The organism is Ruminobacter sp. RM87 (genome assembly GCF_000701925.1).
Classification (GTDB): domain Bacteria; phylum Pseudomonadota; class Gammaproteobacteria; order Enterobacterales; family Succinivibrionaceae; genus Ruminobacter; species Ruminobacter amylophilus.
The window spans coordinates 25739-51150 of sequence record NZ_KL370835.1; the positions used below are offsets into that span (position 1 = coordinate 25739).

The window sequence follows — 25412 nt, forward strand, 5'->3', positions numbered from 1 at the left end:
TGTTAAATTATGTACCGGGAGTTTTTCAGACATTTTAAGATACATGCAATTTACGGAGTTTGGTTAACTCACCGCATTACCTGTCTAAACACGGAGCCGGATGGGTTTTCTCTTTATAAAGCATCTAAGCCAAAAGGATCCTTCTTGGTAAACTTGCGTTTTTTCCATCCGTTTATATCACAGAACCAGTTCCACAACGGTATGAATATCTTTTCCACTATCCAGAGTATCAGGACAATAACTGAGAATAATCCGATTAGTCCCATCATGGATATTATGACGCATGCCTCAAACCCGACGTCCTTACCGCATATCAGGTACAGCGGGGTGCCTATAAGCATAGTAACCACGGTACAAATTCCCTCCGGACTTGACATTATCCATGAAATGAATAGAAGAATTAGAGATATTATGATTATAAACAGTATTAATCCGATCATGTCCCATACCTCTGTCACTGTTAATAATTCCTGGGGCGTATTTATAACCCTGTACCAAACAATAGAGATTCTGATTAAATTATAATCAATGCTGTAATAGATTACAAATAAATCGCAATTAATATTTCTATGTATGTGATTAGATTAATGTTTGTAAATTGAAAGAGCTCTGTTTGCCATGAGCCGGAGCGTTAATGTAACAATCATCATGATTCGTGAGAGTGAGAAGATAACCACCGTCATTAAAGAGTTTAATCCCAACCTGACTTAATAAACGTGTTGAGCGGAATGCAGTGAAGCAGTCATGCTTGAACTAAGGATCACTTAGCGGAATTAATTATCCCTTTATATTAAAATATTGAATAGAGGGACAATTATGAAAAAGAAAAACCATTATTCACAGGAATTTATTAAAACAGCTGTTGACAGAGTTAATTCAGGAGTTACTCAGAGGTGGCAAAAGAATTAGGGATCAATGCTCAAACATTAAGCAGATGGTGCATTAGAGCCAAAAACAATATGAGCAGTGAACAGATTTCAGAAGTTGGGGAAATCATCCGCTTAAAGAAAGAATTGGCAAAAGCAAAGGCGGAGAATGAATTCCTAAAAAAAGCTGCAGCGTTCTTTGCAAAGAGCCTGTAGCAAAGTACGCATTCATAAAGAAATGCAAAGACGACAGGCTGATAGGCAGAGGTACCAACATAACCATCAGAAGAGCGGTTGAACTGTTGGAAATCAGTGTCAGTGGCTTTTATAAATGGTTAAATGATGACGACAAAGAACATCGGGATGGTGTAATTCATACTGAGTTTGAAGTTGTCATTGCTGTTAAAGAAGTTGTTAGGGCCTCAAATGGTGAGGTTCCCGGTGCAGTAAGGCTGCACCATGAATTGAACAGAAAAGGCTTTAAGGTTTCTCATAAACGTCTTGTTTCGATAATGAGAAAAAACGGCTTCTACCATAAATACCACCGTAAGTACGTCGTTACTACGGACAGTAATCATAACCTTGCCATGGCAGAAAATCTGGTAAACAGGGAATTCAATTCATTCAAAGTAAACGAAGCATGGTGTGGTGATATTACATACATACCTACGGATGAAGGCTGGCTTTATCTGGCCTCAGTCGTAGATTTATGTTCCCGCTGTCTCGTCGGCTATAAGTTTGGTGCAACCATGGATACTGACTTGATTTGTGGTGCCTTACTGATGGCCGTTAAGGAAGAAAAACCGACTGTAGGCAAGATCTTTCATTATGACCAGGGTTCTCAATATTGCTCTTACCAATTTCAGGAACTTCTGAAATCCAAGGGGGGCAGATGTTCAATGAGCAGAAGAGGCCAATGTTGGGACAATGCGGTAGCAGAATCATTCTGGGCCACATTAAAGCGGGAGTGTTTACCTGTAAACAGAAAATTCTCGTCACAAAGTGAAGGAATAAAGAAGATAATCAACTGGATTTCGTATTATAATGGCTTCAGACCGCATTCATCATTGGGGATGCTGTCTCCTTATCAATACAGAAACAGGGTTTCATATTGATTTTAGGCAACATCTTAGGGGATAAATTATTCCGCTATCTAACATCTGTTCCATCCCGCATGGGGATTTTCAAAGGATTAAAAGGGGATTTCAATAAAGATGGTTGCGGGGGCCGGATTTGAACCAACGACCTTCGGGTTATGAGCCCGACGAGCTACCAGACTGCTCCACCCCGCGTCAAACTGAAGTGTGCTTATAATAACACTTTTTTCTGTATTTGCAAGAAATTATAAAAAAAAATCCGAATTTATGTATTTTTGCCGATTTTTTATACGAAAACACTGGTATTCAAGGCTTGGGCGAAACGGGAAAACAGAAATAATCAGTCAGGATCGTCAAAGATTCAGAATGTGTTTTTATTACTCAGTTGAAGTTCATCCGCAGACACCATACTTATCTACAGGACTGGGCAGGTTCTCAGTCTGAGAACATTTCCGGAAAGAGATACAGGGACACATGAAAAAACGTTATGCACCGGGACGGAAAATGATAAATGACAGCTGTCAGTAATATTGTGAATAACCTGATACTAAAAGTGAGATTCTGTTGATAATCCGGACTGTCGCTGAGACAGATGGTTGCGGGGGCCGGATTTGAACCAACGACCTTCGGGTTATGAGCCCGACGAGCTACCAGACTGCTCCACCCCGCGTTAAACGAAACAGGCATAATGTTAACACAAAAAAACCTAATTGCAACCCATTTAGAAAAAAAAGTCCGTTCTGGTGCTTAAACGCCTTATATTTGAGCAATCTGAACATGATGTGTACAATTTGCAGGTGTTTCAGATGTTATGACAGGTGTGGCACCTGTCGGAGTGGCGTAAAATGAATCCGGCTGTCCGGTAAAGCAATCTCTGTTTTCAGACAATTTCCTTTTGAATTAAGGAATTTCTTTATAATTTTTTTTCTTTGATAAAATCAGCATATTCAGACGGCAAATTTTTACAAATAAGCTATAATTAACCGGACGATATGAGGAGATTTACAAGATGACTACATACGCAGTGATATCCGACGTTCACGGTAATGCCGACAATCTGGAAATGGCGCTGAAGGTGGCTGAGGCCAATAATGCCGATTTTCTGATTTTTCTGGGGGATTTTCTGAACCACGGTCCCCGCAACGGACTGCCGTCAGATTATGATCCGATGTATATCGTAAAACTGCTGAATTCGGTAAAGGAAAAGATTATTGCCGTGAGAGGCAACTGTGACAGCGAGGTGGACTCCAATCTGCTGGAATTTCCGATAGACGCCACCTACAATACCCTGGTCATCAACGGACGCAAGGCTTTCATGACTCACGGACACCGCTATGACGAAACCGATGCCGAGTACATCGGTCTTGGAGAAGGAGACATCTTCATGAGCGGTCATACGCACTGTCCGGTACTCAAAAAGAGTCGCGGAGGCATTTACATTCTCAATCCCGGATCCATAACCTTTCCGCGCGGGGGCAGCGACAGGAGCATGGCGGTGATTGACGATAACGGAATTTCGTTAAGGGATCTGAACAATAACGTTGTTGAGGAAATCAGATTCTGAAAATCCATGCCGCAGACGGAAAGCTGACGGCTGCGGATTTGAGATGAACTGCCGGAGACGGCAGGCTGATGAAATGATTATGGAAGGCTGAGAAGTGTTTAATTTTTTTGAGAAGTTAATATCTCCGTTTTCAGAAGATCCGGTGGAAAAACCGCCAAGAGGTTTTTTCAGGTTTGTCTGGTTTTTTGCCAGAGACATCAGATGGTTCCTTCTGGTAATCTCCGTACTGGCTGCCGTCATCGGAGCGGGGGAGGCCTTTCTCTTCTATTTCATCGGTCTTTTCGTGGATATCCTTTCAGAAACTGAACCCGGAGCCGTCTTTGCCGAACACCGGGGCGTGTTCATTCTGTTCGGTACCATGACCCTGATTCTGCTTCCGGCCTGCATTACCCTGCATGCTCTCCTTCTTAATCAGACCGTACGAGTCAATTTCCCGATGCGCATGCGCTACAGGATGCACCGTTATCTCCTGAGACAGAGTCTTTCGTATTTTGCGGAGGAGTTTTCCGGAAGGGTATCCCAGAAACTGATGCAGACCGCACTCAGTCTGAGGGACACCGTACTCAAGTTTGCCAACGTCATCGTGCATATTCTGGTGTATTTTGTCACCATGATGGCGGTTCTGGCCGAAACCGACCTTTATCTCATGCTGATAATGCTGGTCTGGTTCACCGTTTATCTCTTCCTGATGTATTACTTCATTCCCCGCCTCAGCCGTTTAAGCAATGACAATGCCGAAAAGAGATCCCTGATGGTGGGCGGTATCGTGGACAGCTATGCCAACATCCAGACCGTGAAGCTCTTTTCCCAGTATTCCCGCGAGGAATCCTATGCCCGCGGAAACATGCAGGCATGCGTCGATTCCGAATACGGCATGATGCGCATGGTTACAAGATTCAATGTCAGTGTGCAGATTATCAACTATCTGCTGATCTCTGCCCTGGTTCTGGCTTCCGTAAGACTCTGGTCTCAGGGGGTCGTGCCGGTCGGAGCCGTTGCCGTGTCTCTGGGACTTGCCATAAGGACAGCCAATCTTTCCCAGTGGGTGATGTGGGAAGTGGGCATGCTTTTTGAAAATGTCGGTAATGTTCTCAACGGTATCGAGGCTCTTTCCCGTCCTATAGACATAAATGATCCGGAAACACCTGTGAAATCAAACAATCTTAACGGCGACATCTGTTTTAAGGACGTGGTGTTTGCCTACAATCCGAAGGTCAGGGTGTTCAACGGTCTCAATCTGCACATCAGAAAAGGTGAGCGCATCGGTATCGTCGGACCTTCAGGCAGCGGTAAATCAACTCTGGTGAACCTGCTCTTGAGGCTTTACGAGGTTAATTCTGGCTCCATAACCATTGACGGTGTTGATATCAGAAACATGTCTCAGGACGAGCTTCACCAGTCGGTAGCCATGGTGACTCAGGATACCTCTCTGCTTCACCGTTCCGTCAGGGACAACATTTCCTACGGCAGATCGGCCGATACCAAGGGCGAGGAGCTTGAGGTACTGGTCAGAGCCGCCGCCGATCAGGCCAGAGCCACGGATTTTATCGAGCTTCTGAGCGACTCTCAGGGCAACAGCGGTTTTGACACTCAGGTGGGCGAACGCGGCGTAAGACTTTCGGGCGGACAGCGCCAGAGAATAGCCATTGCCCGCGTGATTCTTAAAAACGCGCCTATTCTGATTCTGGATGAGGCCACATCCGCTCTTGATTCTGAAGTGGAGGCCGCCATTAAAGACAATCTGGAAGGACTTATGGAAAACAGAACCGTTATCGCCATAGCCCACAGACTTTCAACAATTGCCTCCATGGATCGTCTTATCGTTCTGTCAGGCGGGGAAATCATCGAGCAGGGGACACACAGGGAACTTCTGGAGAAGAAGGGGGTTTATGCCCGTCTCTGGCAGAAGCAGACCGACGGTTTCCTCGGCCTTAAATGATTTTTTCGGAACCGCACTGAGAATCGCTTGTTCTTTTTCCTGTCAGAAATCAGTCATTGAGGCTCTGACAGTCTGAACCGCGTTTCGGACCAATGCCTGCGGTACGGCGGTGTTCTGTCTCTGTGACGCGGAAATGGAATTCCCTCGTAATCACTGATGTCCGCTGATGGATAAAGAAGTACCGCATGTCGTGAAAACGGCTGCTGAATATTTAAAAGATTCATATTGATTTTTCCTTGTTTTACAACACTTGAAGATGATTTATTTGTTATCTTTCAGGTTCTATAAAAAATTGTGAAATGCTTCCTGTTTTGGAGTACAATAACACCAGTTTTAAAACGATAACTTCGGAGACTGAGATGAGTGAAATAAGCAAAGAAGCTGCAATGGTACGTGATGCCCTTATAGCACAGGGGCTTGAAACTCCGCGTATCCCAGTTGAAATGTCTCATGACGAACAGAGAGCCGAAATTGAAAAGCACATGGGTGCCGTAATGGACATCCTTGGTCTCGATCGTTCTGACGACAGCTTAAACCGCACTCCATACCGTATAGCCAAAATGTACGTGAATGAAATTTTTTCCGGTCTTGATTATGCCAACTTTCCTTCAATCACCGTTATTGACAACAAGATGAAGGTCGATGAAATGGTAAAGGTAAGCAATATCACCCTTACCAGTACCTGCGAACATCATTTTGTAACCATTGACGGTAAGGCCAAGGTGGCTTATCTGCCTTCAAGAAAAATTATCGGTCTTTCCAAAATCAATCGTATTGTACAGTTCTTTGCCCGCAGACCGCAGGTTCAGGAACGTCTGACCCAGCAGATTCTTGTTGCGCTTCAGACCCTGCTTGATACTCAGAATGTGGCCGTTACCATTACCGCAACTCACTACTGTGTCAAGTCACGCGGGGTGCAGGATGCCACAAGCGAAACCACCACAACTGCACTGGGCGGTTACTTTAAATTTAATCAGGCTTCCCGTCATGAATTCCTGACCGACTGATGCCAGGTCATGAATCCGGCGAAGACGAAATAATCATAAAAACAATAAATTAAAGAATAATAAAGACTATGAACTGCCACAGCCCCGAGAGGTCTGTGGCTATTTACGATAGTTTATAAGAAGAAAGACCTGCATGAGAGTTCCGACGTGTGTTTATAAGAAAAAACGGAACATGGTACAGGCGGAACATTTGGATTTACGTGTATGAAAAATAAAAAGACCGGTTTCCTTTATGCGGCCGGGATGCTCATCGTGATACTGGCCATGGGGCTGTATTACGTGTATGTACTTGATCTGAACCGTCACAGAAAGGTATCCGATTCCTACAGGTACTATTATCTGGACAAGAAGCTGAGATTCTGGAACAAGTATCAGAGCATGTATGTTATTCCCGGTCATGTATATGACACTACCATTGAACGTCCGTACTTTCTGGAAAAGAGCGGTGTTTCAGCTCCGGAAAGTGACGGTTCAGGCATGAACTTCAGCGACAGTACGGCTCTTATCTTCAAGATGTACAAGAACCCGGACAGACTTTACGTGTATTTCCGTCTGAAGTCGGAAATGGGGCATACCATGATTACGGTCGGAAGTCATTCAACCGCCTATCTGGATGAACCCGGCAGCTATGAGATTTACATTCCCGTTGAACCGGAGTTCATAGACGACAATCCGGGAACGGTAAACCGCGTGCCCGTAAGCACCTCTCTGCCTGTAAGCATCTACGCTCTGGCCATAACCGCAAAAAAATCAGTTCCGGAATACTACGGACAGTACAGCCTGAGCAGAATAACTGTTGAAGATTATCCGGAACCTGAAGTCCGGTAACGGATGATGTTTTTGGAAAATCCGGATTTTTAAGGTTCGGATTTAAGCCGGAGGCGACGGTAAGTCACTGATTCGGTGTTTTTTGTTTTTTTGGCATAAAAAAATGGACAGAAATAATTATTTTATAACTCTGCTGGTTCCTGTTTACAACGAACATGAATCAATAAACAGTTTCTACGATGAAGTTACCAGAACTCTTCATGAAATTGAAGGTCACTACGAAATCCTGTTCGTGAATGACGGCAGCAAGGATGATACCGTACAGATTATCAAAAAGCTGATCGCCAGGGATTCCCGCGTGGCTCTGGTTAACCTTTCACGCAACTTCGGCAAGGAAGCTGCCATGACCGCAGGTCTCAGGCATGCCTCAGGCGACGCGGTGATTCCTATCGACGTGGATCTTCAGGACCCTCCGGAACTGATTATCGAATTCGTGAAGGCCTGGCTGGACAAGGGATACGACATGGTATACGGCATCAGGGTTGACCGTTCTCAGGATACTCCTTTAAAGAGACTCACCGCAGGCGCCTTCTACAGAGTGTTCAACGTGATGACCAACAAGGTGCACATTCCGGTGAATGCGGGGGACTTCCGTCTGATTGACCGCAGGGTTATCGATGCCATAAATCAGCTCCCTGAAAGAAACAGATTTATGAAGGGCATCTTCGCCTGGGCCGGTTTCTCATCCTACGGCATTCCTTATGAAAGACCGGAAAGACATGAGGGTTCCTCCAAGTTCAATTACTGGAAGCTGTGGAATTTCGCTCTCGACGGTATCGTGAGCTTCTCCAGCATGCCTCTCAGAATATGGAGCTATATCGGCGGGGTGCTGGCGGTAATCGCTTCCTGCTACATGGTATACATCATCAGCAAGACCCTGATTCTCGGTAATAACGTTCCGGGCTATGCTTCAACCATGTGCGCCATCCTGTTCCTGGGCTCCGTACAGCTGATTTCCATCGGTATTCTCGGTGAATACGTATCCCGTATATTTATCGAGGTCAAGAACAGACCGGTATATATTCTGGAAAATATCTACCGCAACTCCAAATCTTCCGTAAGCCACGGCGAGACAAAGGAAGTTGAACTGTCGGAAGAAGCTGCGGACATCAACGAAAGCAGACAGTAGCCGCATTATTTCGGAGACAGGCAATGAGCTTAACCATGAGTAACGGCGGAATAGCCGCCATTCTGAGAAGCGGGGAATTCTGGAGAATCGTCAGATTCGCGTTTATCGGCGGTCTCGCGACTCTGGTGGATCTGGCCGTGACCGTTCTGATGTTTCAGGTGGTAAAGCCTGAAGGCGTCGGCTCTTTTCTGGGAATGCTGGCGGGATTGGCCGGCATCTCATATGATGCGGCAGGTCTCTGCGGGAGCGTAGGCACCTATTTTGAAGAGATTGTATCGGCAGTAAGTTTTTCCACTGCCTTCCTGGTGTCCTTCTTCGGTCACACCAGGGTAACCTTCAGAAAGAAGGGCTCGGCTTCAGTTTTCATCAGACTGATGATTCTGTCGGTGGCCACTCTGTTCTTAAGGGCTCTGCTGATAAATCTGATGAAGAACGGCCTTGGTCTGTACGGATACGTTCCGGTAATCACCGCCATGGTGATTGTTACAGCATCGACATATGCTGGTTCAAAGTTCTGGGTTTTCAGCAAGGCCAGGGACATCGGGGAGGATGATCTCCCGGAAAAGAGTCGGAACGGCGACGGATTAAGCGGCGTGAAAGACAGATAAAAAACTGCGAATGTGTCCGAATCCGTGTCGGACGGACATATAAAACCGTTATCCGTAAAGAACCGCGGAAGAGTATCTGCAGATAACGGCAATAAAAGATTAGATAAAAATAAAGTTTCGGATAATAACAAATAACAATAAAGACAAGAGAACATTGTTTATCGGTATTCATAAAAACGTTATACATACATAATGAATAAGATAAACCTGTAGCGTTCCGGCATGTTCCGGGCGTGATATTAGACTTGAAGTGGTAGAAGTGTAAAACCGGCTCATTGACATGCATAATAATATAAATAATGAAAAAACATACAGAAGTAATTCCAGGGCGGTTTCCACTCCCGTGTACGGGTGGAACAGAACATGGGATTGTTCTTATACAAAAAACAGTTATTCCGGTGTGTTTTCCGGAAAGGATCAGACTTCATCCCCGGATAATCTCAACAGGGGATTCAGCTGGGGAAGATTTTTCAGAACAGACATTCTGAACAGAAGGGTAAGCGAGTCCTTATGGATTATTCTGCTCTTTTTACTGTCCAGACTGGTGCTGTTTTCCATTATCTATCTGGGGAACGTGCATTATCCTCCGGAAATCAATTATATCCACGAACCGGTATTCAGCAGTATGGTGACCGACACCATGAACATCATGTGTCAGTTCGACTGCGGCTGGTTTGAAACCGTGGCCCGCGACGGCTACGCTCCGGTTCCGCAGAATCTTACTACGGGACACGCCGCCAACTGGGCTTTCCTGCCGGGGTATCCGATGACCGGCCGTCTGGCTGCCATGGTATTCGGCGAGAATTATCTGGCGGGGCTGCTTGCCGTGAGCAATCTGGCTTTCCTTCTGGCGCTGTTCCTCTGGAACAACTATCTGAAGGTGCTTGGTTTTTCACGTCCGGCACGTGACATTTCCACCGTGCTGCTCTGTTTCCTGCCGTATTCAATCTACTTCATGGCTCCTTACTCCGAGAGTCTTTTCCTGGTATTCTCCATTCTGGCGTTTACCTTCCTCAGCAGAAAGAACTTTCTGATGGCTGGGCTTGTGGCCATGGGCATGACGGCCACCAGAAACGTGGGCGTGATGTTCGTGTTCCCGCTGCTTCTTGCAGGAATCATGGAATACGGATTCAGAAATCTCTTTACCTTCAACAGAAACAATCTGAAGCTGATACTCGGTATCATGTGCGTGCCTCTGCCTATGTTCATTTATCAGAACTATCTGTATAACCTTACCGGTGACAGCTTTGCCTTCATGCACATCCAGTGGGCGTGGGGACGTTCCATGGGAAATCCGGTAAAATACGTGATAGACGGGCTGATGACCGGCGGCTACAAGGAATACTTCAGTATCGTGATTATCCTGAGTCTGCCGCTCGTATGGTACCTGTTCAGGAAAAAGTACTATGCCGAGGCTCTTTATTTCGCCATCAGCATTCTGATTCCGATAATGACCGGGGTTAACGCCTTCCCGAGATACATGTTCTGCATGCTTCCGTGTCTGCTGACCTTTACGCTCATTGCCAGAAACAGCAGTACGGCAAGATGTCTTCTGCCGGTGGTGTTTGCCCTGTTCAGCGTGTTCTTTGCCATGGCGTGGGGACACTACAAGTTCTTCGTGATTTAATCTGCAGACGGACTTTCAGGTGTTATTGATCTGACAGGGGGCTTTTCAGATGTTCTGAAAAGCCCCTGTTTTTTAATGTGATGACGGAACATTTTTATCAGCCGGCCTGATATCAGGCTGTAATGTTCCCGTCATAATGTTTCTGCCGGTTTGTTGTTGCCGGTTTTTGTGGTATATTTAGCCGGTAATTTCAGCCTTTTTCGGCTAACATGATAATCATCAAAAGGATTTCTGTAATGAACATAGCTCTGGGAATAGAGTACAACGGACAGGCATATAAGGGGTTTCAGCGTCAGAAAAACTTTGACAGCGTTCAGGAAAGAATTGAGAAGGCCTTAAGCAGAGTGGCCGGAACCGAAATTGAAACCTTCTGCGCCGGGCGTACCGATGCCGGTGTTCACGCTACCGGACAGGTGGTAAACTTCATGACGGACGCGGTAAGGCCGGAACATGCCTGGATGCTGGGAACCAACGTTTTTCTGCCTGAGGATATCAGCGTCAAATGGGTGAAGCAGACCACCGATGATTTTCATGCAAGATTTTCGGCAACGGCGAGACGCTATCGTTACGTCATTCTCAACAACCGCAGCCGTCCCGGAATTCTTTCCGGAAAGGTGTCCCACTACTATCACGGCATTCTTAATGAAAAGGCCATGCACGAGGCGGCTCAGTGTCTTGTCGGCGAACATGACTTTACCAGCTTCAGGGCGGCAGGATGCGAAAGCAGAACTCCCTGGCGCAATGTTCACAGAGTTGAGGTAAGCCGCATCGGGGACTACGTGATTGTCGACATAACCGCCAACGCGTTTCTGCTCCACATGGTCAGAAACATCGTGGGCTCCCTGCTTGAGGTGGGGTATGAAAGACAGCCGGTGGAATGGATGGCTGAAGTGTTTGCCGGTCTGGACAGAACCAAGGCGGGGCCTACCGCCCAGCCGGACGGACTTTATCTTGTGGATGTGACTTATCCAGAGGATTTCGGTATGCCGAAAAACACCAATCTCGGTCCGTTCCTTCTTCTGTAAACGAGCTTAAATCAAGGCCCGGAAGGGCTTTACACAGTTTAATCACATTTATGATAATGTTATAAATCACTGCCTGAACCGGCCACCGGAGTTACAGGTACGTAAAAAGTTAACCACAGCCGGTTTCAGACAGTGATGAAAAAGTTAGCTAAAAAAATGTCTGATTGGTGTATTTTTGAACGAAAAAATAATAAAAAAGCTTGATTTATTTTAATTCACAACTTTATACCCCAAAAGTGTGAATAAGCCTAAAACCTTGATACATCTCAAAAAATATTGATAAAAATACGATTTTTTACGAATCCGGAGCACGAATTTTAAAAATCGATATTGATAAAATTTATTCTTTTATGCAGTCCCCGTAAACATCTCGAACGCTGCCTGAAACAGGCGTTTTCACATCCGGTTTACGAGCTTTCCCGAAAAAAAATCAGAAAAACGGCACTGCTTTTGAAAAAAAAACGGCAGTACCGTATCCGCAGAATTCCGAAACATGTTTCCGACAGAAATAATCTCTGTCCCTGCCGGATACGTAAAAACACAAACGTATGGTTCTTCCGCACAGTCCGGTCTGCTGAATGCCGGAGTGCCGGAACCTCATCTCCCAGCGGAGGACGGGACGCTGAGGGAAATACTCTCAATCCCCTGAAAATAAAGGCTTTTTCCCCCTTCTCATTATTCACCTTCCCGGTCACCGGGATTGAAACTTATACCTGACATGATACGTAAGCATGGAAAAACATACCTGATACGCCGTTATGCCGAAACAGCTCCGGTACTCCAGCAGAAACCGCGGGAAGCAGGGGATTTTCATCAGAAAAAATTGAATCATCACGATTATATATTTTTAAATATGAAATAAATATATAAAAATAATAATTTTGATAAAAGCGTTTTCATGACATCAGCATCATGCCGCATGTCTGCACTGTTCAAAATCTGTACAGAAAAAGTTTTTATGTTCAAAGGTACGCAGACGGAATTATGACGAATATTTTTTATTTTTTCGAGTTTAATTATTTTTAATAATCAATAGGTGAAACAGCTTTTTTTTTGAAGAGTTTTTGTGCGGTCTGCTGAATTTTTATCCATTCTGATAATATTTTTCACTGTAGAATCATGATCTGAAACACATGATTTAACGCGTGTAAAAATAAAGTGAAATCATATCAGTGATTATATATTATTTATATCAATAAGCCTTCAAAAATATGTTAAATTAGTATATTACGGCTGAAAATGTACTAAAATCTTTTGATTTGTCTAAAATTAATGCGATACAGATCAATATTCATGAAAACGTTTTATGCTATCTTAAAAACGTAAAAAGTTAAATTGATGTAAAAAAGTGGAGATTTTGTTTGATATTCATCAATTTTTCTTTTTGTTTAAGGATAGACGGAGTAATTATTAATGATCTTAAATAATTTTAAGGTAAAACTTCTCAGTTTTGCCGTGTCTTCTGCTGTACTGGCACTGGCCGCAAACGTGGCCCATGCCAGGAATTATGAAGGTGAAATGGTTATAATTCAGCCGTTTCAGTGGACTTATGAAAATATAGCAAAAGAATGTACTGAGTATCTCGGACCTGCCGGATTCGACGGTGTGCAGATTTCCCAGGCGGCGGAGCATAAGAAGGTTGACGGTAAATGGTGGGGAATATACCAGCCGGTAAATTTCAAGAATTTTAATACCACCGCAGGCAGTGAACAGCAGCTTAAAGCCCTGATAAAGACCTGTAACGATGCAGGTGTCAGGGTGTTTGCCGATGCCGTAATCAATCAGAGAGCAAGTGACGGCGTCAGTACCGGCGGTTCCTCCTTCAGTGCCTATAACTATCCGGACGGATTTACAAGTGAGGACTTCCATCACAACAACTGCTCCATCGGAAACCGTTATGACAATGCATGGATAGTCAGAAACTGCGATCTGAGCGGTATGCCGGATCATGCAACGGATAACAGCAGTACTCAGGATAAGATAGCTGATTACTTCGTCAGTCTTCTGGACATGGGAATATACGGCTTCCGTATAGACGCCGCAAAACACATCAAATACGATGACATCAATGCCATTATGGAAAAAACCGCGGCCAAAGCCGGAAAGAGACCTCCGATTTACATGGAGGTTATCGGCAATCCCGGCAATGAGGCTGATGACATTCAGCCGGACAAGTATGCCTGGATTGATAATGCCGTAGTAACTGATTTCAGTTATGTTGACAGAATCAAGGAAACATTCAACGGCAGCGGTTATGCCAAGGCGCTTACTTTCGGACTGTCTCATGTTGATGCCGAAGACGCGGAAGTATTTATTAATAATCATGATGATGAATGGGGCCGTGCATCTGCGGGCAGTTATTCAATCAAGTCTCAGAACAATCCTGATTATCATCTGGCCCAGTCATGGCTCGTCGTATGGCCTTTAGGCAAGGTAAGACAGATTTATTCCGGATATCAGTTCCCGGTAAAAGACGACAACGGTTTCCGTATAAGCGATGATACCCATGACCAGGCGGGTCCGCAGGGGGCGCCCCGCTGTGAAGGCGGCTGGCTGTGTCAGCACCGTGTACCGTTTGTTCTCAATTCTCCGAGATTTGCCAGAGCCACCAGAGGTACCGGAGTTACATCCAAGGGTTTTGATGACGGAGCTTTATGGTTTAACAGAGGAAGCAGGGGGTTCTACGCTCAGAATACCACCGGTAATGCCGTAACCCATACCTTCACGGTTGAAGTACCTGACGGAGAGTACTGCGATATCCTGGGAGCACCGGATCCTAAGAACAATCCATGCGGCTCTGATGTTACCGTAAGCGGCGGAAAGGTTACCTTTACCATACCGGCCAAAACGGCCGTGGCTATCTGTACCGATGAACAGTGGTGCGGAAAGGGCGTTTCTCCGTGCGAAAGCGATCCGACAGGAGCAGCCTGCGTATGTAAGGATGAAACTACGGTTAACGGGGTGTGCGTAAGCTGGTGTAATTCTCATTCATCAAATGAAGAATGCGCCTGTGTCCTGAATCCGAATGATGCCGGCTGTCAGGCTGATATTGAGCAGACAAAGGGTAAACTCTGTTACGTAGGCACTTCAAACAAGTGGACTCAGGAACCTCTGACCTATAACCGTAAAACAGGTTTCTGGACCCTTGGCCTTACTCTTGACGGCAAGGGGGATACCGACGGCGCTCAGCGCTTTAAGGTTACCGACGGCTGTTCATGGGACGGTACCGTTTACGGTTCATCCGGAGTTGCCGGCAGACTTGCCGTAAATACATCAGCCACCGGAGATGAACCGGTTTCATTGGTGGGAAATTATATTCTTTCCATCAATGACAGAACCATGGAGTACTCCTTCACTCAGGCCGGCGGCAATCAGCCTCCTGTCGCATCATTCACTTCGACGGTTAACGGTCTCTCTGTTTCCTTTGACAATACTTCAACCGATCCTGAAGATGATGAGCTGACCTACAGCTGGAATTTCGGTAACGGCATGACCTCTGCTGAAAAATCTCCGGACGTGACTTATGAGGCTGCAGGTAAATATACGGTTACCTTAAAGGTTACGGATTCAGCCGGTAATACAGATACTCATACTCAGGACGTAACAGTGACTGTTCCGGGTAAATACGCAAAGGTTGCCCTGAGAGGTTCCCACAATAATTACGGGACTGATTTACTTGCAAAAAGCGGCAGAGCTTCAGAATGGGAGGGAACATTTGAATTCAGTGATACCACCAAATTCAAGCTTGAAGCACTGCCGTTATCCAGGGATCAGTGTATTTTCCTCGGCGGCAGTGCAGGTGAGGCTCTGACTGCTTCAGGCGGCTTTATAACCCTTCCGGCAGGAAATTATATTATCAGTTTCAATGAAGAGACCAGGGTTCTCAGTGTAACTGATGTGCACCAGGACTGTGATTCGGATTCCGACGGCTGCGTGCCGGATCCGTGTGCTGAAAATCCTTCACTGTGCGAGGAGGATCCCTGTGAAAAGGATCCTTCACAGTGTGCATCCGATACCAGAAAGTACTGTGATACCGACGGAACAACCGGTAACTGTCAGAACAGTGACTATGCATATCCGTTCCTCGGTGCCGAATATACCAAATCAGCCACTGTTTTCAGAATCTGGTCTCCTGATTCAGCCAACGTAAGCGTAACCGTTGACGGTCAGACATATGCGATGAGCAGGACCAATATCAGCGGATATACCGATGTTTATGAAGTAACTGTTGACGGTGATCTTGACGGAAAGGAATATCAGTTTAAGGTAAACGGCAGTGATGTCCGCGATCCGTACGGCAAAATGGTGCCTAAAACCGACTATAAGGGAGAAGGTTTTGCCGCAGGCAGCAATAAGAATATTGTTATGAACATGCGTGATACCGATCTGAAGGACGGCTGGGCTCCGCGTCCTGAATTCAGGAACAGAGAGGATGCCGTACTTTATGAAGTTCATGTACGTGACTTTACCATCGACAGAAGTTCCGGAGTTTCCGATGAAAACCGTGGCCGTTATTTAGGCATGGTTGAAACCGGAACAACAAATGCCGGGGGGCAGAAAACAGGTATTGATCACCTTAAGGAACTCGGAATAACTCATGTTCAGCTTATGCCTGTATATGATTTCGGAACCTGTTCAGATGTGGATTCACAGGATTCATCATGCTACAACTGGGGTTATGATCCCGTAAACTTCAACGTTCCTGAAGATCGCTACACTTCCGTATTCGGTTCTGAAAACTACAAGCAGAAGGTTAAGGAATTCAAGACCATGGTTAATGAATTCCACAAAAACGGCATTCGTGTAATTATGGATGTGGTATATAACCATACCTACAGCAAGGACGTATTCGGCAGAATTACCGGTAAGTACTATACTGCAATTGACCTGTCAGGCTGCAGTAACTCCACCGATCCGAAGAATGCCATGGTAAGCCGTTTCATCCGTGATTCACTTGAGTACTGGGCTTCCGAATACAATATCGACGGCTTCCGTTTTGACCTGGTCGGTATTTTTGATGTCGATAATTTCAAAGAATGGGGTGAATACCTGAACAACAAGTATCCCGGCCGTAATTTCCTGATTTACGGTGAACCGTGGAACGGTTATGCCACCGATCCTTCAGAAAGCACCCGTGTGAGACTTGGAACAATCAGAAATGCCGCAAGCGGTCACGTGGGCGTGTTTAACGGTAAATACCGTGAATGTCTCAAGGGCAGCAGTGACAGTGCGGCAGGCGGCTTCCTCTTCAACCAAACTTATTCTGACGTTGGTGATGTTGATGGAAACTTTGGTTGCGTAATGGCCGGTATTAAGGGAGGTGTAGGCAACAGCACCAATACCTGGACTCCGCTGTTTGCGGCAGATCCTGAACAGGCTGTTCAGTACATTACCGCTCACGATAATTTAATCTGGGCTGATAAGATTACCAAAATGGGAATTTCCGGTGACTACGCCAAACGTCTGCAGTCATATGGTAACGGGGTGGTTTTAGTCAGTCAGGGTATTCCGTTCCTTCATGAAGGTGATGAATTCGGACGTACCAAGAATATGAATGAAAATTCATATAACAGTACGGACGGATCCAATGATATAGACTGGAATCTTAAGTCTCAGAACATGAGTACCTTCAATTACTACAGGGATATGATTGCCATGCGCAGGGCTCATCCTGCATTCCGTATGACCACCAGGGAGCAGATTGAGCAGAACATAACCGGTGAGGATGTTAACGGTGCGGTTGTTGTTACCATCAACGGCGGAGCCGTAGGTGATTCATGGAACACCATCAAGATGGTTATCAACAGCGGTAACAACATTGAAATATCCGGTGTTGACGGATGGTCAAAGAAGGTTCACGGAGTAACGGTCAATGGAGACGGTACTCAGGGAACCAGTGTTGCTGAAGGCTCAGCTGTAACCATCTGGTACAGACAGTAATACACAAAAACAGTCGGGGGAATATCCTCCGGCTTTTTAAAGAGGTAAAAAATGTTTAATCTTAACAAGTTAACCGTCGCACTTCTGACATCAGCAGCAGTTACTGCCTGCGGCGGCGGTTCATCATCTCAGGAACCCGGTGACGTTACCGAATATTCACTGGAGGTTCATGTAAACGGCCAGTTGAACCAGACTTCCGCAAAGGCATTACAGTCTGCCGGTTCATCCGTATATACGGTTTGTCTGGATACAGATCTCGATAATTCATGTGCAGGTGAGGCTACTGAACGTCAGACGGATGCCGGAGGTTTCGCCCTTATTGAATGGAATACCGGTACGGTCAGCAGGGAGACCGCGCAGGGCGGTATCGTGCTTGCCTATCCGACTGACGGATCAACCGAGGAAGTACTGAAGTATCAGCTTAACAGACAGAAAACAAAGTCTGAAAATAACGGAAAGGTTGTTTATACTCCACTGGAACTTAATGCCGTTTCCAATATTCAGAGAATTCTGGGACAGAGCGATTTTGCAGATACCATCGGTGCTCCTGAAAACACTGACTTCGCAGCACTTGATCCAAACGGTTCCGCCGTGCTTAAAGTCCTGCTGAATTCATTTTCAGGACTGGGTTTCGGTTCAAAGGATACCGATAATCTTGACAGAGTTCTGCTCAGAACACTGATCCGTAATGCCTATAAGGTTCTTGCCGAAGCCGTGAATCAGTCTGGTGATTATGATGCCATAGTAGAGAAGGTTCTTGAGAATTACAGAGCCGACGATACTTCCAGTCCGTTCCATGATTTGATTCCGGAACCTGCGCCCGGCCCGTATCCTGCAGCCGGTTTTGATTATGTTACGGATAAGTGTTCAGTAACCTTTACCAATAAATCCACTGCAGCTGAAGGAAAGACTTTAAGTTATGTCTGGAAGTTCGGTGACGGTCAGACATCTACCGAGAAGAATCCGGTTCATGATTACATGAAGTCGGGAACATACGGAGTTACACTTGTAGTTACCGACTCTGTTCTTAAGAATGAGACTTCCAGAAATGTTGCCGTAAGCTGTGAGGATAATCCTCAGCCCGGCAATCATCCGCCTGTTGCCGAATTCATTGTGAGTACTGACGGGCTGAAAGTTTCATTCATCAATGCCTCATCTGATCCTGACGGAGACGTTCTCAGCTATTTGTGGGATTTCGGTGACGGAACAACATCTCAGGAGCAGGATCCTGTTCATACCTACGAATCCGTCAGTACCTTTACCGTTAAACTGACGGTAAAGGATAAGGAGTATGAGGATGTAAAGAAAATGAATATTTTTATAACGGGACCTCTGCCTCCGGAACCGAACAATCCTCCAGTCGCCAAATTCACCGTCAATGATTTATCAGGCGGTCTGGTAGAATTTAAAAATGAGTCAACTGATCCGGATGCCGGAGATGTACTCAGCTACAGATGGAATTTTGGAGACGGGGCGGAATCAGTGGAATTATCACCACGCCATCAGTATGCGGTATCCGGTGATTACAGGGTTTCTCTGACAGCATGTGACGGTAAGGAATGTTCAGATGCGGTAACCGAGAGCATTCACGTCAGCGTCAGTCCTGATCCGGGACCTTTTCCTTCCGTGGATTTCTCATATGAAATTAAGGATAACGGAACAGTACAGTTTACCGTTAAGTCAGATGACGGTGATGATGGTATTTCATATATGTGGAACTTCGGAGACGGAGCCTCATCTACTGAAAAGAATCCTTCTCACACCTATACTGAATTCGGGACATATACAGTGGTTCTGACTGTTAGTGACGGGACAAAATCCGGATCAAAATCAGTCAGCATTACGATAAAGGATCCTGATGATGTCAAACTTGACTGTACCCTTTAAGGTCACCTAATCATAATTCCAGTTAAAAACCGGGCGTGCCCGGTTTTTTTTTTGTGAGCTGTCCACACGAGATGAACTGCGTGCATATTCACGATGAGCTAGTTATTGAAGCCAATCCTCGAATGAGCCTCGATGCTGTATGTGAACAGATGGGACGTACACCACCATGGGCTGACGGGCTCATTCTTGATGCTGCAGGCTACATCACCGAGTTCTATAAGAAAGATTAACAATCACTTAATCGAGATCTTAGTCGGTAACTTGGTCGGTCACTACCGATCAAGTTGTCTTTGACTCGATTGCCATGATTGAACATTTTATTTCAGCTTTTTCCCTACAACAGCACATTCTTTTTTACAGAAGCATATGCCATATGTAAGAACTGCTTTTATGTCATTCCTTTTAATATACGGATCGGCATATTTCTTTTGAATTATCTGCTCAACGGCATCCTGAGCAATAAGCACTTTATCTTCGTTTTCATCTGAAGTCTGCTTAAGTTCCATAATTACGATAACGCCTCTGTTCTTTAGAGACTTGATTATCAAATCGATATAGCCGTTTCCTGACTCAAAATTGGATTTCTGCTCTGCAATGAGAGACGTGCCGTTTACCAATAATCCGTTCATGAAGCCGTGATAGTAGTTTTCCTTCGGAGCATTGACTGAAAAATCTCTGATTGAAACGTATTTGCCAAGGAGCGTGTTAAGGTTATCCTGAACTTTTTCGGCATCACCTTCAAACAAAACTTTTACCAGTTCACCTGTGCTTGTTTTCATGACGGAATTGGTCTTAAAAAACGCAAGAATTTTATCTCTGAAACAGTCTCTTATTTCTTCATTAGGAATGTACAGGCTGTATTCATTCTTTTTTGATGAACGGTATGTAGGATCAAAGGTGAGATACCCGGTATAAAGCAGCAGAGTCCAGAAGTCATTTATGTCATGGTTCTGCAAATCACCGTAGCACAGCGCCGCTCTTACTTCTGCGGTTATTGATTTACCATCCAGAAGGTCCTGCATCAGATCAACGTCTTCAGGCTCGATAAAGCCCATGAATTCTTCGATAACATCGTTACCGCTGGTATTTATCCAATAGTTGCCGGCCTGAATTAGGTTTTTGTTTTCACTCAGCTTTTCATAATTGTCATTGCAGAAGGACATTACATCCCATGGGCAGTACATGTGAGTTGTTCCGAAATGGTATCCGTCGTAATTATTTTTTACTTCATCATAATAGTCAGTGAAACCGTAATATGACAAAACTTCGTGAGTCTCTTCTTTGGTAAAACCGATTCCCTGGGATATGTCTTTTTTTCCGGAATCAAGAATCGAGCATACCATGAGATTATTGAGCCCGGTGAAAATACTTTCCTTTGCCGCCCTTAAACATCCGGTAAGCACTGCTCTGCCCAGATACGTATTTGTTTTTAAGGTGTCGTTATAAAAAGGACTGATAAGATCTATCATTTCATCGTAGTAGCCATGATAAGCTGCTTTGGCAATAGGCACATCATATTCGTCAATCAGAATTATCGGTTTTATCTTATGATGTGCTTCGAGAAGACAGGAAAGCGTCTGAAGGGATCCGGTCAGATAAGATTTATTGGTTCTGTCTGTAAGCTTTTCATAATTACTCAGATTGGCATACTGTTCTTTCTGTTTGTCGGATAATTCCTTACTGGCAGACAGATATTCAAACTGCAGTGCCAATCTGTATATCAGAGTAGCAAACTGATTATACGCATCATTAAAATTCTGATGAACGATGGTTTTAAAAGACATAAAGATTACCGGAAACTTCCCCATGTATTCACTGCAGAATTCCTTGTCCTCAAAGATCTTGGTGTCCTTGAACCATTTCTCCTGAAGTGACACATCACCGGGATTTTCGATATTCAGAAAAAGAAAGTCATAGAAGGTGGACATGGTAAGCGTTTTACCAAAACGTCTCGGTCTCATAATGAGAAAGGCATTGGTAGCTGATTCCTTAAACACGGTTCTGATGAGCGGAGTCTTATCTACGTAATAGCAGTTATTTTCAATAAGCTCATGAAAAAATTCAGTTCCGATACCAATATACTTCAAAATACCGTTCCACCTCTGAATCTGACCATCACCTCTAAAAAGGCCTTTCCCCGGTCCGCTGTTCACGAAGTGATTGAAGCGCAGAAAGGCTCTATCACTGTCATTATCCCATAACGTACTTAATCGTCAACCGCCAACATCTTACTTTTTGATAAGAATATAAGCATAAAGTATCTATCGATGACACGTCCAAAATATCAACACTTAACTTTTTACAAAAAATTTTTTCAAAAACGTCAGATTTTCCCCTCTGCCGTGGCTACATAGTGAAAACAACGTTTTTTGGCTTATCGCGGTTATGCGTGGCAGGAAGCGATTTATTGTTCTCTCCAACTATTTGATGCATCTGGCATTTTGTCTGGATTAAGTAGTTGCTATACCCGAAATTGTACGGGACTATACAGTCAATCGAAGGAGGAAATTTTAATGTTTAAAACCTATATCGGAGGCAATTCAATGGAATTAAATAATCAGAATACCGTAACGGAACAGGACGGCTCAAGAAAGAATGAGATCCCGATGAATCAGCGTTACACCTTATCACTTAACGAGGCAGGTCAGTATTTCCACATTGGCGTTAAGAGACTGAGACGTCTTGCTGAGTGCAACATCGGTAACTTTTCCGTCAGGTACGGCCACAAAAAAAGAACTGTAAAATTTTATGAAGGCCGGAAATTGATTCTTTTAGTTCAGATTATCCGCTGCACCGTAATTCATGAAGATCAAACTGAACAGAAATTATTTTGAATTTCTAAAGATCCCGGGCATGCTTTTTTTTATATTTTAACAACATCACAAGAATGATTAACTAAATCAAATGTAATGCGGAATTTCTGATCATTAGTTGTAAATACAACTTGCTTTAAATCATCGCTTTGTTCTTCAATATTAATGGTCTTGGCGCTAAGTATTAATTTCTCAATTTTTAGTTTATCTTCCTCTGAATATGAGGATAAAGGATCTCCAAGCATAATAATGTCTGTGAATAATTGCATTCCACTAAAATGGTAATTATATATTTCAGGGGAACACGACTGATTAGTTATATCTTTTATGCATATACAATCGGGATCTACGTGCCAAAGCATTCTAGACATCCATAGTCTGTGTAATAAAACATGAAAGTTTAGGGTGTAGCGTTGTTTATTTCTTTCAACATCATCAGCACATCTCATTCCATGGACAAGACCTATAGATGGCCACATTGGTGCGTTGCAACCAAGAATATATGCTTTGTTATCTGTGGCTTTCCTAAAGATTTCAAGACATTTTCGGTAATTTTGAATTCTTGTTTGATTATATTTAAAGTAACTACCTTTAATAGCTCCCCAATATAAGGCATCAAGTTTAAAGTAGGTGATGTTAAGCTTTTTATAAAAGAAGGTTACAACATTATAGATATATTCACAAACTTCAGGATTACTAAAATCTAACATATACCAAGGTGCTTCTCTCCATCCTTCGTAGGTTACAGTTGAGGAGCAAAGAGGATTTCCATTTTTATCTTTTACTAGCCAATCTTGGTGGTTTTTAAAAATTGATGATTCAGTGGAACAAATAAAAGGGGCTATCCATATAGCAGCTTTCTTTCCAGTATTGTTAATTTTATGGACAAGCTCCTCTAAGCCTAATGAAAATTTGGATGCAGAAAAGTCTAGCCAATCTCCCATGTGGTTTTGGTAACCATCATCTATTAGTAGATAGTCTAAAGAATCAAAATTTTTTAATTCATTAAGGTTTTGAATTACTAATTGCTCGTTTACATCCGCATAATAGCTATACCATGAACACCAGCCTGTTGGAGTTTTATTAGGAATCTGAATGGAAAGATTGTTGTTTATATATTTAGCAAATTTGCATTTTATCGCAAATAAAGAGGTGTCTTCAATAATTACAAGATTTTCGAGAGAACTATATCCTTTAAAATTTTCAGTGTCCATTACCGCTTCTAAAGTTCCATCTGGATATACTCTAAAGAAACCTTGAAACTTATTACAAGTAGAGAATCCAACTAAAATCCAACTGTTATTTGATTTATATGCAATATAGTTATAAACAGTTGTGTATCCAAGATCATTTGTTATTCTATATACTGATGAATTGTCAGGACATCTAGCAATACAAGTTGGATTAGCAAAGGTTCCACTATAACAACAGAGCATTTGAAAACCTTCTGCGTAAAATGGAGTGTTAGGATCAGTAACTTTTGTTTTAAAAAGCACTAATTCAGATTGTTTAACATTAAATTCATCAAAAATAAATTCGTTATTATCAATATCAAAGCTAAAATTATTGTCTGATAAGATATCTGATATGTCTTCAATTATGTTATTCATAAGAAAATCCTCTATTTGATAACAACGAGAGATAGGGGATGCAGACAAATTAATTCATATTGTTAAGCCTAAATTCCCTGTAGTTTTTGGTAACTACAATTCGTGAGGAGTAGCACAGTGCTACTCCTTTTTCCTTATTATACCTTGGTTTTCCAAACATTACCCCTTTATTGTACACCTGAATTTTGTCATAATGTAGTTATACCAACGTATTTGGTAACTACATTATGACAGAGACAACTTCATCAGGTATAAAATTATCTTTTCAGACCAAAGGTAACTATAAATACGCTAAGGTACCAGGTATCTCTTACAGGGAAAATGGCAAAATCAGAAAGAAGGGAACTATTGTTATAAATCAGAAGGTTTTGACAAAGGAAGAGAGCAACAACAACTGGCAAAATTAGGATCTTTTACTCAGGAAAATTTTAGAGCTGAGAATTTGACAATTTAGTGGACTGTTTTGATGACAAACTAACTTGGCTGTGACACCAGCCACAGATAGATGTTAACTGTTTGAGAAATCTCAGGCAGTTTTTTTTATTTCACCGGTTTCTCATGAGGCTGATCCGCCACTGTGGAAAATCCGATCCTTGAAATTTAGAAAATACGATCCGCCATCATCCACGAAAAAATGATCCGTCTGGTTGAAAACCTGATCCGCTACAACAAGAATTTATGATCAGGTAAAAATAGAAAAGAGTGTACAAAAATACTACATATTGCACTTTTTCAACTTTTGTGAAGACCAGACCGCAGGTGAGCATATACCAGTGATTGTTACAAACAAGCATGTAATTAAAGATTCTATCACAGGTACTTTGTGTTTCTCTTCGATTGATTCTTCAAATCAAAATAAAGAGCATATCTCAATAACAATAGATAATTTTGAATCTCAATGGATATTGCATCCAAAACAAAATATCGATTTAGCTATTATGCCAATAGCAAACCTATGTAAACAAGCAGAAAACTCACATAAACAACTACTTCGTGCAGCATTATCAAAGAGTTATATACCAAATCAACAGGAAATAATAACTTCTTTTTCAAATATAGAAGATATTACTGTTATCGGTTATCCCGATGGTATTTGGGATTTTCATAACAACAAACCGATAGTAAGAAAAGGAATAACTGCTACGGCATTGCAATATAATTTTCAAAACAAACCAATATTTCTTATAGATGCTGCTATTTTTCCTGGTTCTAGTGGTTCACCTGTCTTTATATTTAATGAGGGGTATTACTATCAAAACAATGCATTAATTCCAGGTTCTAGACTAAAATTAGTCGGAATAGTTTATGCTACTGCCCAGCACTCTATTTCGGGAGATTTAAAAATTGTTGATATTCCGGCGACAAAAACAGTAAAAGCAGAATCTAAAATCCCAAATAATTTAGGCGTAGCTATACATGCCAGAGAATTACTTGCTTTTGAATCAATACTAAAAAATCTTTCGGTATAATGT

At 43.4% G+C, this 25412-nt stretch carries 18 protein-coding genes, 2 tRNA genes and 1 pseudogene; 16 read left to right on the forward strand and 5 right to left on the reverse strand.

What is annotated here, in order from left to right; all coding sequences use genetic code 11:
* Nucleotides 1-113 precede the first annotated feature (113 nt).
* Nucleotides 114-350: a hypothetical protein gene (locus T489_RS0112495; protein ID WP_157608274.1), complete on the reverse strand. Its 237-nt coding sequence runs from the start codon at nucleotides 348-350 to the stop codon at nucleotides 114-116.
* Nucleotides 351-890: 540 nt separating this feature from the next.
* Between T489_RS0112495 and T489_RS13865 the strand changes: the two are divergent.
* A pseudogene (locus tag T489_RS13865) lies at nucleotides 891-1082 on the forward strand (transposase); the annotation flags it as partial.
* Nucleotides 1083-1096: 14 nt separating this feature from the next.
* On the forward strand, nucleotides 1097-1981 hold the full coding sequence (locus T489_RS0112505) for an IS3 family transposase (protein WP_232218329.1): 885 nt from the start codon (nucleotides 1097-1099) through the stop codon (nucleotides 1979-1981).
* 100 nt (nucleotides 1982-2081) lie between these two features.
* On the opposite strand, the gene T489_RS0112510 is transcribed toward T489_RS0112505, so the two are convergent.
* Both T489_RS0112510 and T489_RS0112515 read right to left on the reverse strand, forming a co-directional pair.
* Nucleotides 2082-2158 (reverse strand) — tRNA-Met (locus T489_RS0112510).
* 398 nt (nucleotides 2159-2556) lie between these two features.
* Nucleotides 2557-2633, reverse strand: a tRNA-Met gene (locus T489_RS0112515).
* Nucleotides 2634-2972: 339 nt separating this feature from the next.
* Between T489_RS0112515 and yfcE the strand changes: the two genes are divergently transcribed.
* From yfcE to T489_RS0112585, 11 genes are all read left to right on the forward strand, one after another.
* Entirely contained in the window at nucleotides 2973-3527 is a 555-nt protein-coding gene (gene yfcE / locus T489_RS0112520; RefSeq protein WP_031580342.1) for a phosphodiesterase, read from the forward strand.
* A gap of 94 nt (nucleotides 3528-3621) precedes the next feature.
* Nucleotides 3622-5466 (forward strand): ABC transporter ATP-binding protein, encoded by a 1845-nt coding sequence (locus T489_RS0112525; RefSeq protein WP_031580343.1) that lies wholly within the window; start codon nucleotides 3622-3624, stop codon nucleotides 5464-5466.
* A 359-nt stretch (nucleotides 5467-5825) separates the two neighbouring features.
* Complete coding sequence (gene folE / locus T489_RS0112535) at nucleotides 5826-6473, forward strand: GTP cyclohydrolase I FolE (RefSeq protein WP_031580345.1); 648 nt, start codon at nucleotides 5826-5828, stop codon at nucleotides 6471-6473.
* A 204-nt stretch (nucleotides 6474-6677) separates the two neighbouring features.
* Nucleotides 6678-7301 (forward strand): hypothetical protein, encoded by a 624-nt coding sequence (locus T489_RS14505; RefSeq protein WP_031580346.1) that lies wholly within the window; start codon nucleotides 6678-6680, stop codon nucleotides 7299-7301.
* A 103-nt stretch (nucleotides 7302-7404) separates the two neighbouring features.
* Nucleotides 7405-8430 carry a glycosyltransferase family 2 protein gene (locus T489_RS0112545; protein ID WP_031580347.1) on the forward strand — a complete coding sequence of 342 codons (1026 nt, stop codon included), beginning with the start codon at nucleotides 7405-7407 and terminating at the stop codon, nucleotides 8428-8430.
* A gap of 23 nt (nucleotides 8431-8453) precedes the next feature.
* A complete protein-coding gene (locus T489_RS0112550; RefSeq protein WP_031580348.1) occupies nucleotides 8454-9038 on the forward strand; it encodes a GtrA family protein in 585 nt (194 codons plus the stop codon).
* A gap of 280 nt (nucleotides 9039-9318) precedes the next feature.
* Nucleotides 9319-10665 (forward strand): hypothetical protein, encoded by a 1347-nt coding sequence (locus T489_RS0112555; RefSeq protein WP_051622143.1) that lies wholly within the window; start codon nucleotides 9319-9321, stop codon nucleotides 10663-10665.
* Between the two features lie 236 nt (nucleotides 10666-10901).
* Nucleotides 10902-11690, forward strand: coding sequence for a tRNA pseudouridine(38-40) synthase TruA (truA, locus tag T489_RS0112565; RefSeq protein ID WP_031580350.1), 789 nt, complete (start codon nucleotides 10902-10904; stop codon nucleotides 11688-11690).
* A gap of 1413 nt (nucleotides 11691-13103) precedes the next feature.
* Entirely contained in the window at nucleotides 13104-17630 is a 4527-nt protein-coding gene (locus T489_RS14510; protein ID WP_051622145.1) for an alpha-amylase family glycosyl hydrolase, read from the forward strand.
* Nucleotides 17631-17681: 51 nt separating this feature from the next.
* Entirely contained in the window at nucleotides 17682-19517 is a 1836-nt protein-coding gene (locus tag T489_RS15725) for a PKD domain-containing protein (protein WP_031580353.1), read from the forward strand.
* A gap of 53 nt (nucleotides 19518-19570) precedes the next feature.
* Nucleotides 19571-19747: a DNA polymerase I gene (locus tag T489_RS0112585; RefSeq protein ID WP_232218326.1), complete on the forward strand. Its 177-nt coding sequence runs from the start codon at nucleotides 19571-19573 to the stop codon at nucleotides 19745-19747.
* Between the two features lie 87 nt (nucleotides 19748-19834).
* Here T489_RS0112585 and T489_RS0112590 read toward each other — a convergent pair whose 3' ends face one another.
* Nucleotides 19835-21607, reverse strand: coding sequence for an AAA family ATPase (locus tag T489_RS0112590; protein ID WP_084155531.1), 1773 nt, complete (start codon nucleotides 21605-21607; stop codon nucleotides 19835-19837).
* Between the two features lie 423 nt (nucleotides 21608-22030).
* Between T489_RS0112590 and T489_RS15565 the strand changes: the two genes are divergently transcribed.
* Entirely contained in the window at nucleotides 22031-22351 is a 321-nt protein-coding gene (locus T489_RS15565; RefSeq protein WP_232218328.1) for an excisionase, read from the forward strand.
* Between the two features lie 29 nt (nucleotides 22352-22380).
* Here the strand turns inward: T489_RS15565 and T489_RS0112600 are convergent, their stop codons facing one another.
* Entirely contained in the window at nucleotides 22381-23940 is a 1560-nt protein-coding gene (locus tag T489_RS0112600) for a glycoside hydrolase family 36 protein (protein WP_051622149.1), read from the reverse strand.
* 227 nt (nucleotides 23941-24167) lie between these two features.
* Here T489_RS0112600 and T489_RS0112605 point away from each other — a divergent pair, with 227 nt between their 5' ends.
* Both T489_RS0112605 and T489_RS0112610 read left to right on the forward strand, forming a co-directional pair.
* Complete coding sequence (locus T489_RS0112605) at nucleotides 24168-24347, forward strand: hypothetical protein (protein ID WP_031580358.1); 180 nt, start codon at nucleotides 24168-24170, stop codon at nucleotides 24345-24347.
* Between the two features lie 366 nt (nucleotides 24348-24713).
* Nucleotides 24714-25409, forward strand: a complete 696-nt coding sequence (locus tag T489_RS0112610) for a S1 family peptidase (protein WP_198020488.1) — start codon at nucleotides 24714-24716, stop codon at nucleotides 25407-25409.
* The last annotated feature ends 3 nt before the right edge of the window (nucleotides 25410-25412 follow it).

Excerpts from the sequence above, each read along its gene's own strand:
- T489_RS0112545 (WP_031580347.1), top strand. The coding sequence starts at position 7,405 with ATGGACAGAAATAATTATTTTATAACTCTGCTGGTTCCTGTTTACAAC.
- T489_RS15565 (WP_232218328.1), top strand. The coding sequence starts at position 22,031 with ATGTTTAAAACCTATATCGGAGGCAATTCAATGGAATTAAATAATCAG.
- T489_RS0112550 (WP_031580348.1), top strand. The coding sequence starts at position 8,454 with ATGAGCTTAACCATGAGTAACGGCGGAATAGCCGCCATTCTGAGAAGC.
- yfcE (WP_031580342.1), top strand. The coding sequence starts at position 2,973 with ATGACTACATACGCAGTGATATCCGACGTTCACGGTAATGCCGACAAT.
- T489_RS0112605 (WP_031580358.1), top strand. The coding sequence starts at position 24,168 with ATGACAGAGACAACTTCATCAGGTATAAAATTATCTTTTCAGACCAAA.
- T489_RS15725 (WP_031580353.1), top strand. The coding sequence starts at position 17,682 with ATGTTTAATCTTAACAAGTTAACCGTCGCACTTCTGACATCAGCAGCA.
- T489_RS14505 (WP_031580346.1), top strand. The coding sequence starts at position 6,678 with ATGAAAAATAAAAAGACCGGTTTCCTTTATGCGGCCGGGATGCTCATC.
- folE (WP_031580345.1), top strand. The coding sequence starts at position 5,826 with ATGAGTGAAATAAGCAAAGAAGCTGCAATGGTACGTGATGCCCTTATA.
- truA (WP_031580350.1), top strand. The coding sequence starts at position 10,902 with ATGAACATAGCTCTGGGAATAGAGTACAACGGACAGGCATATAAGGGG.
- T489_RS0112600 (WP_051622149.1), bottom strand. The coding sequence starts at position 23,940 with ATGAATAACATAATTGAAGACATATCAGATATCTTATCAGACAATAAT.
- T489_RS14510 (WP_051622145.1), top strand. The coding sequence starts at position 13,104 with ATGATCTTAAATAATTTTAAGGTAAAACTTCTCAGTTTTGCCGTGTCT.
- T489_RS0112555 (WP_051622143.1), top strand. The coding sequence starts at position 9,319 with ATGCATAATAATATAAATAATGAAAAAACATACAGAAGTAATTCCAGG.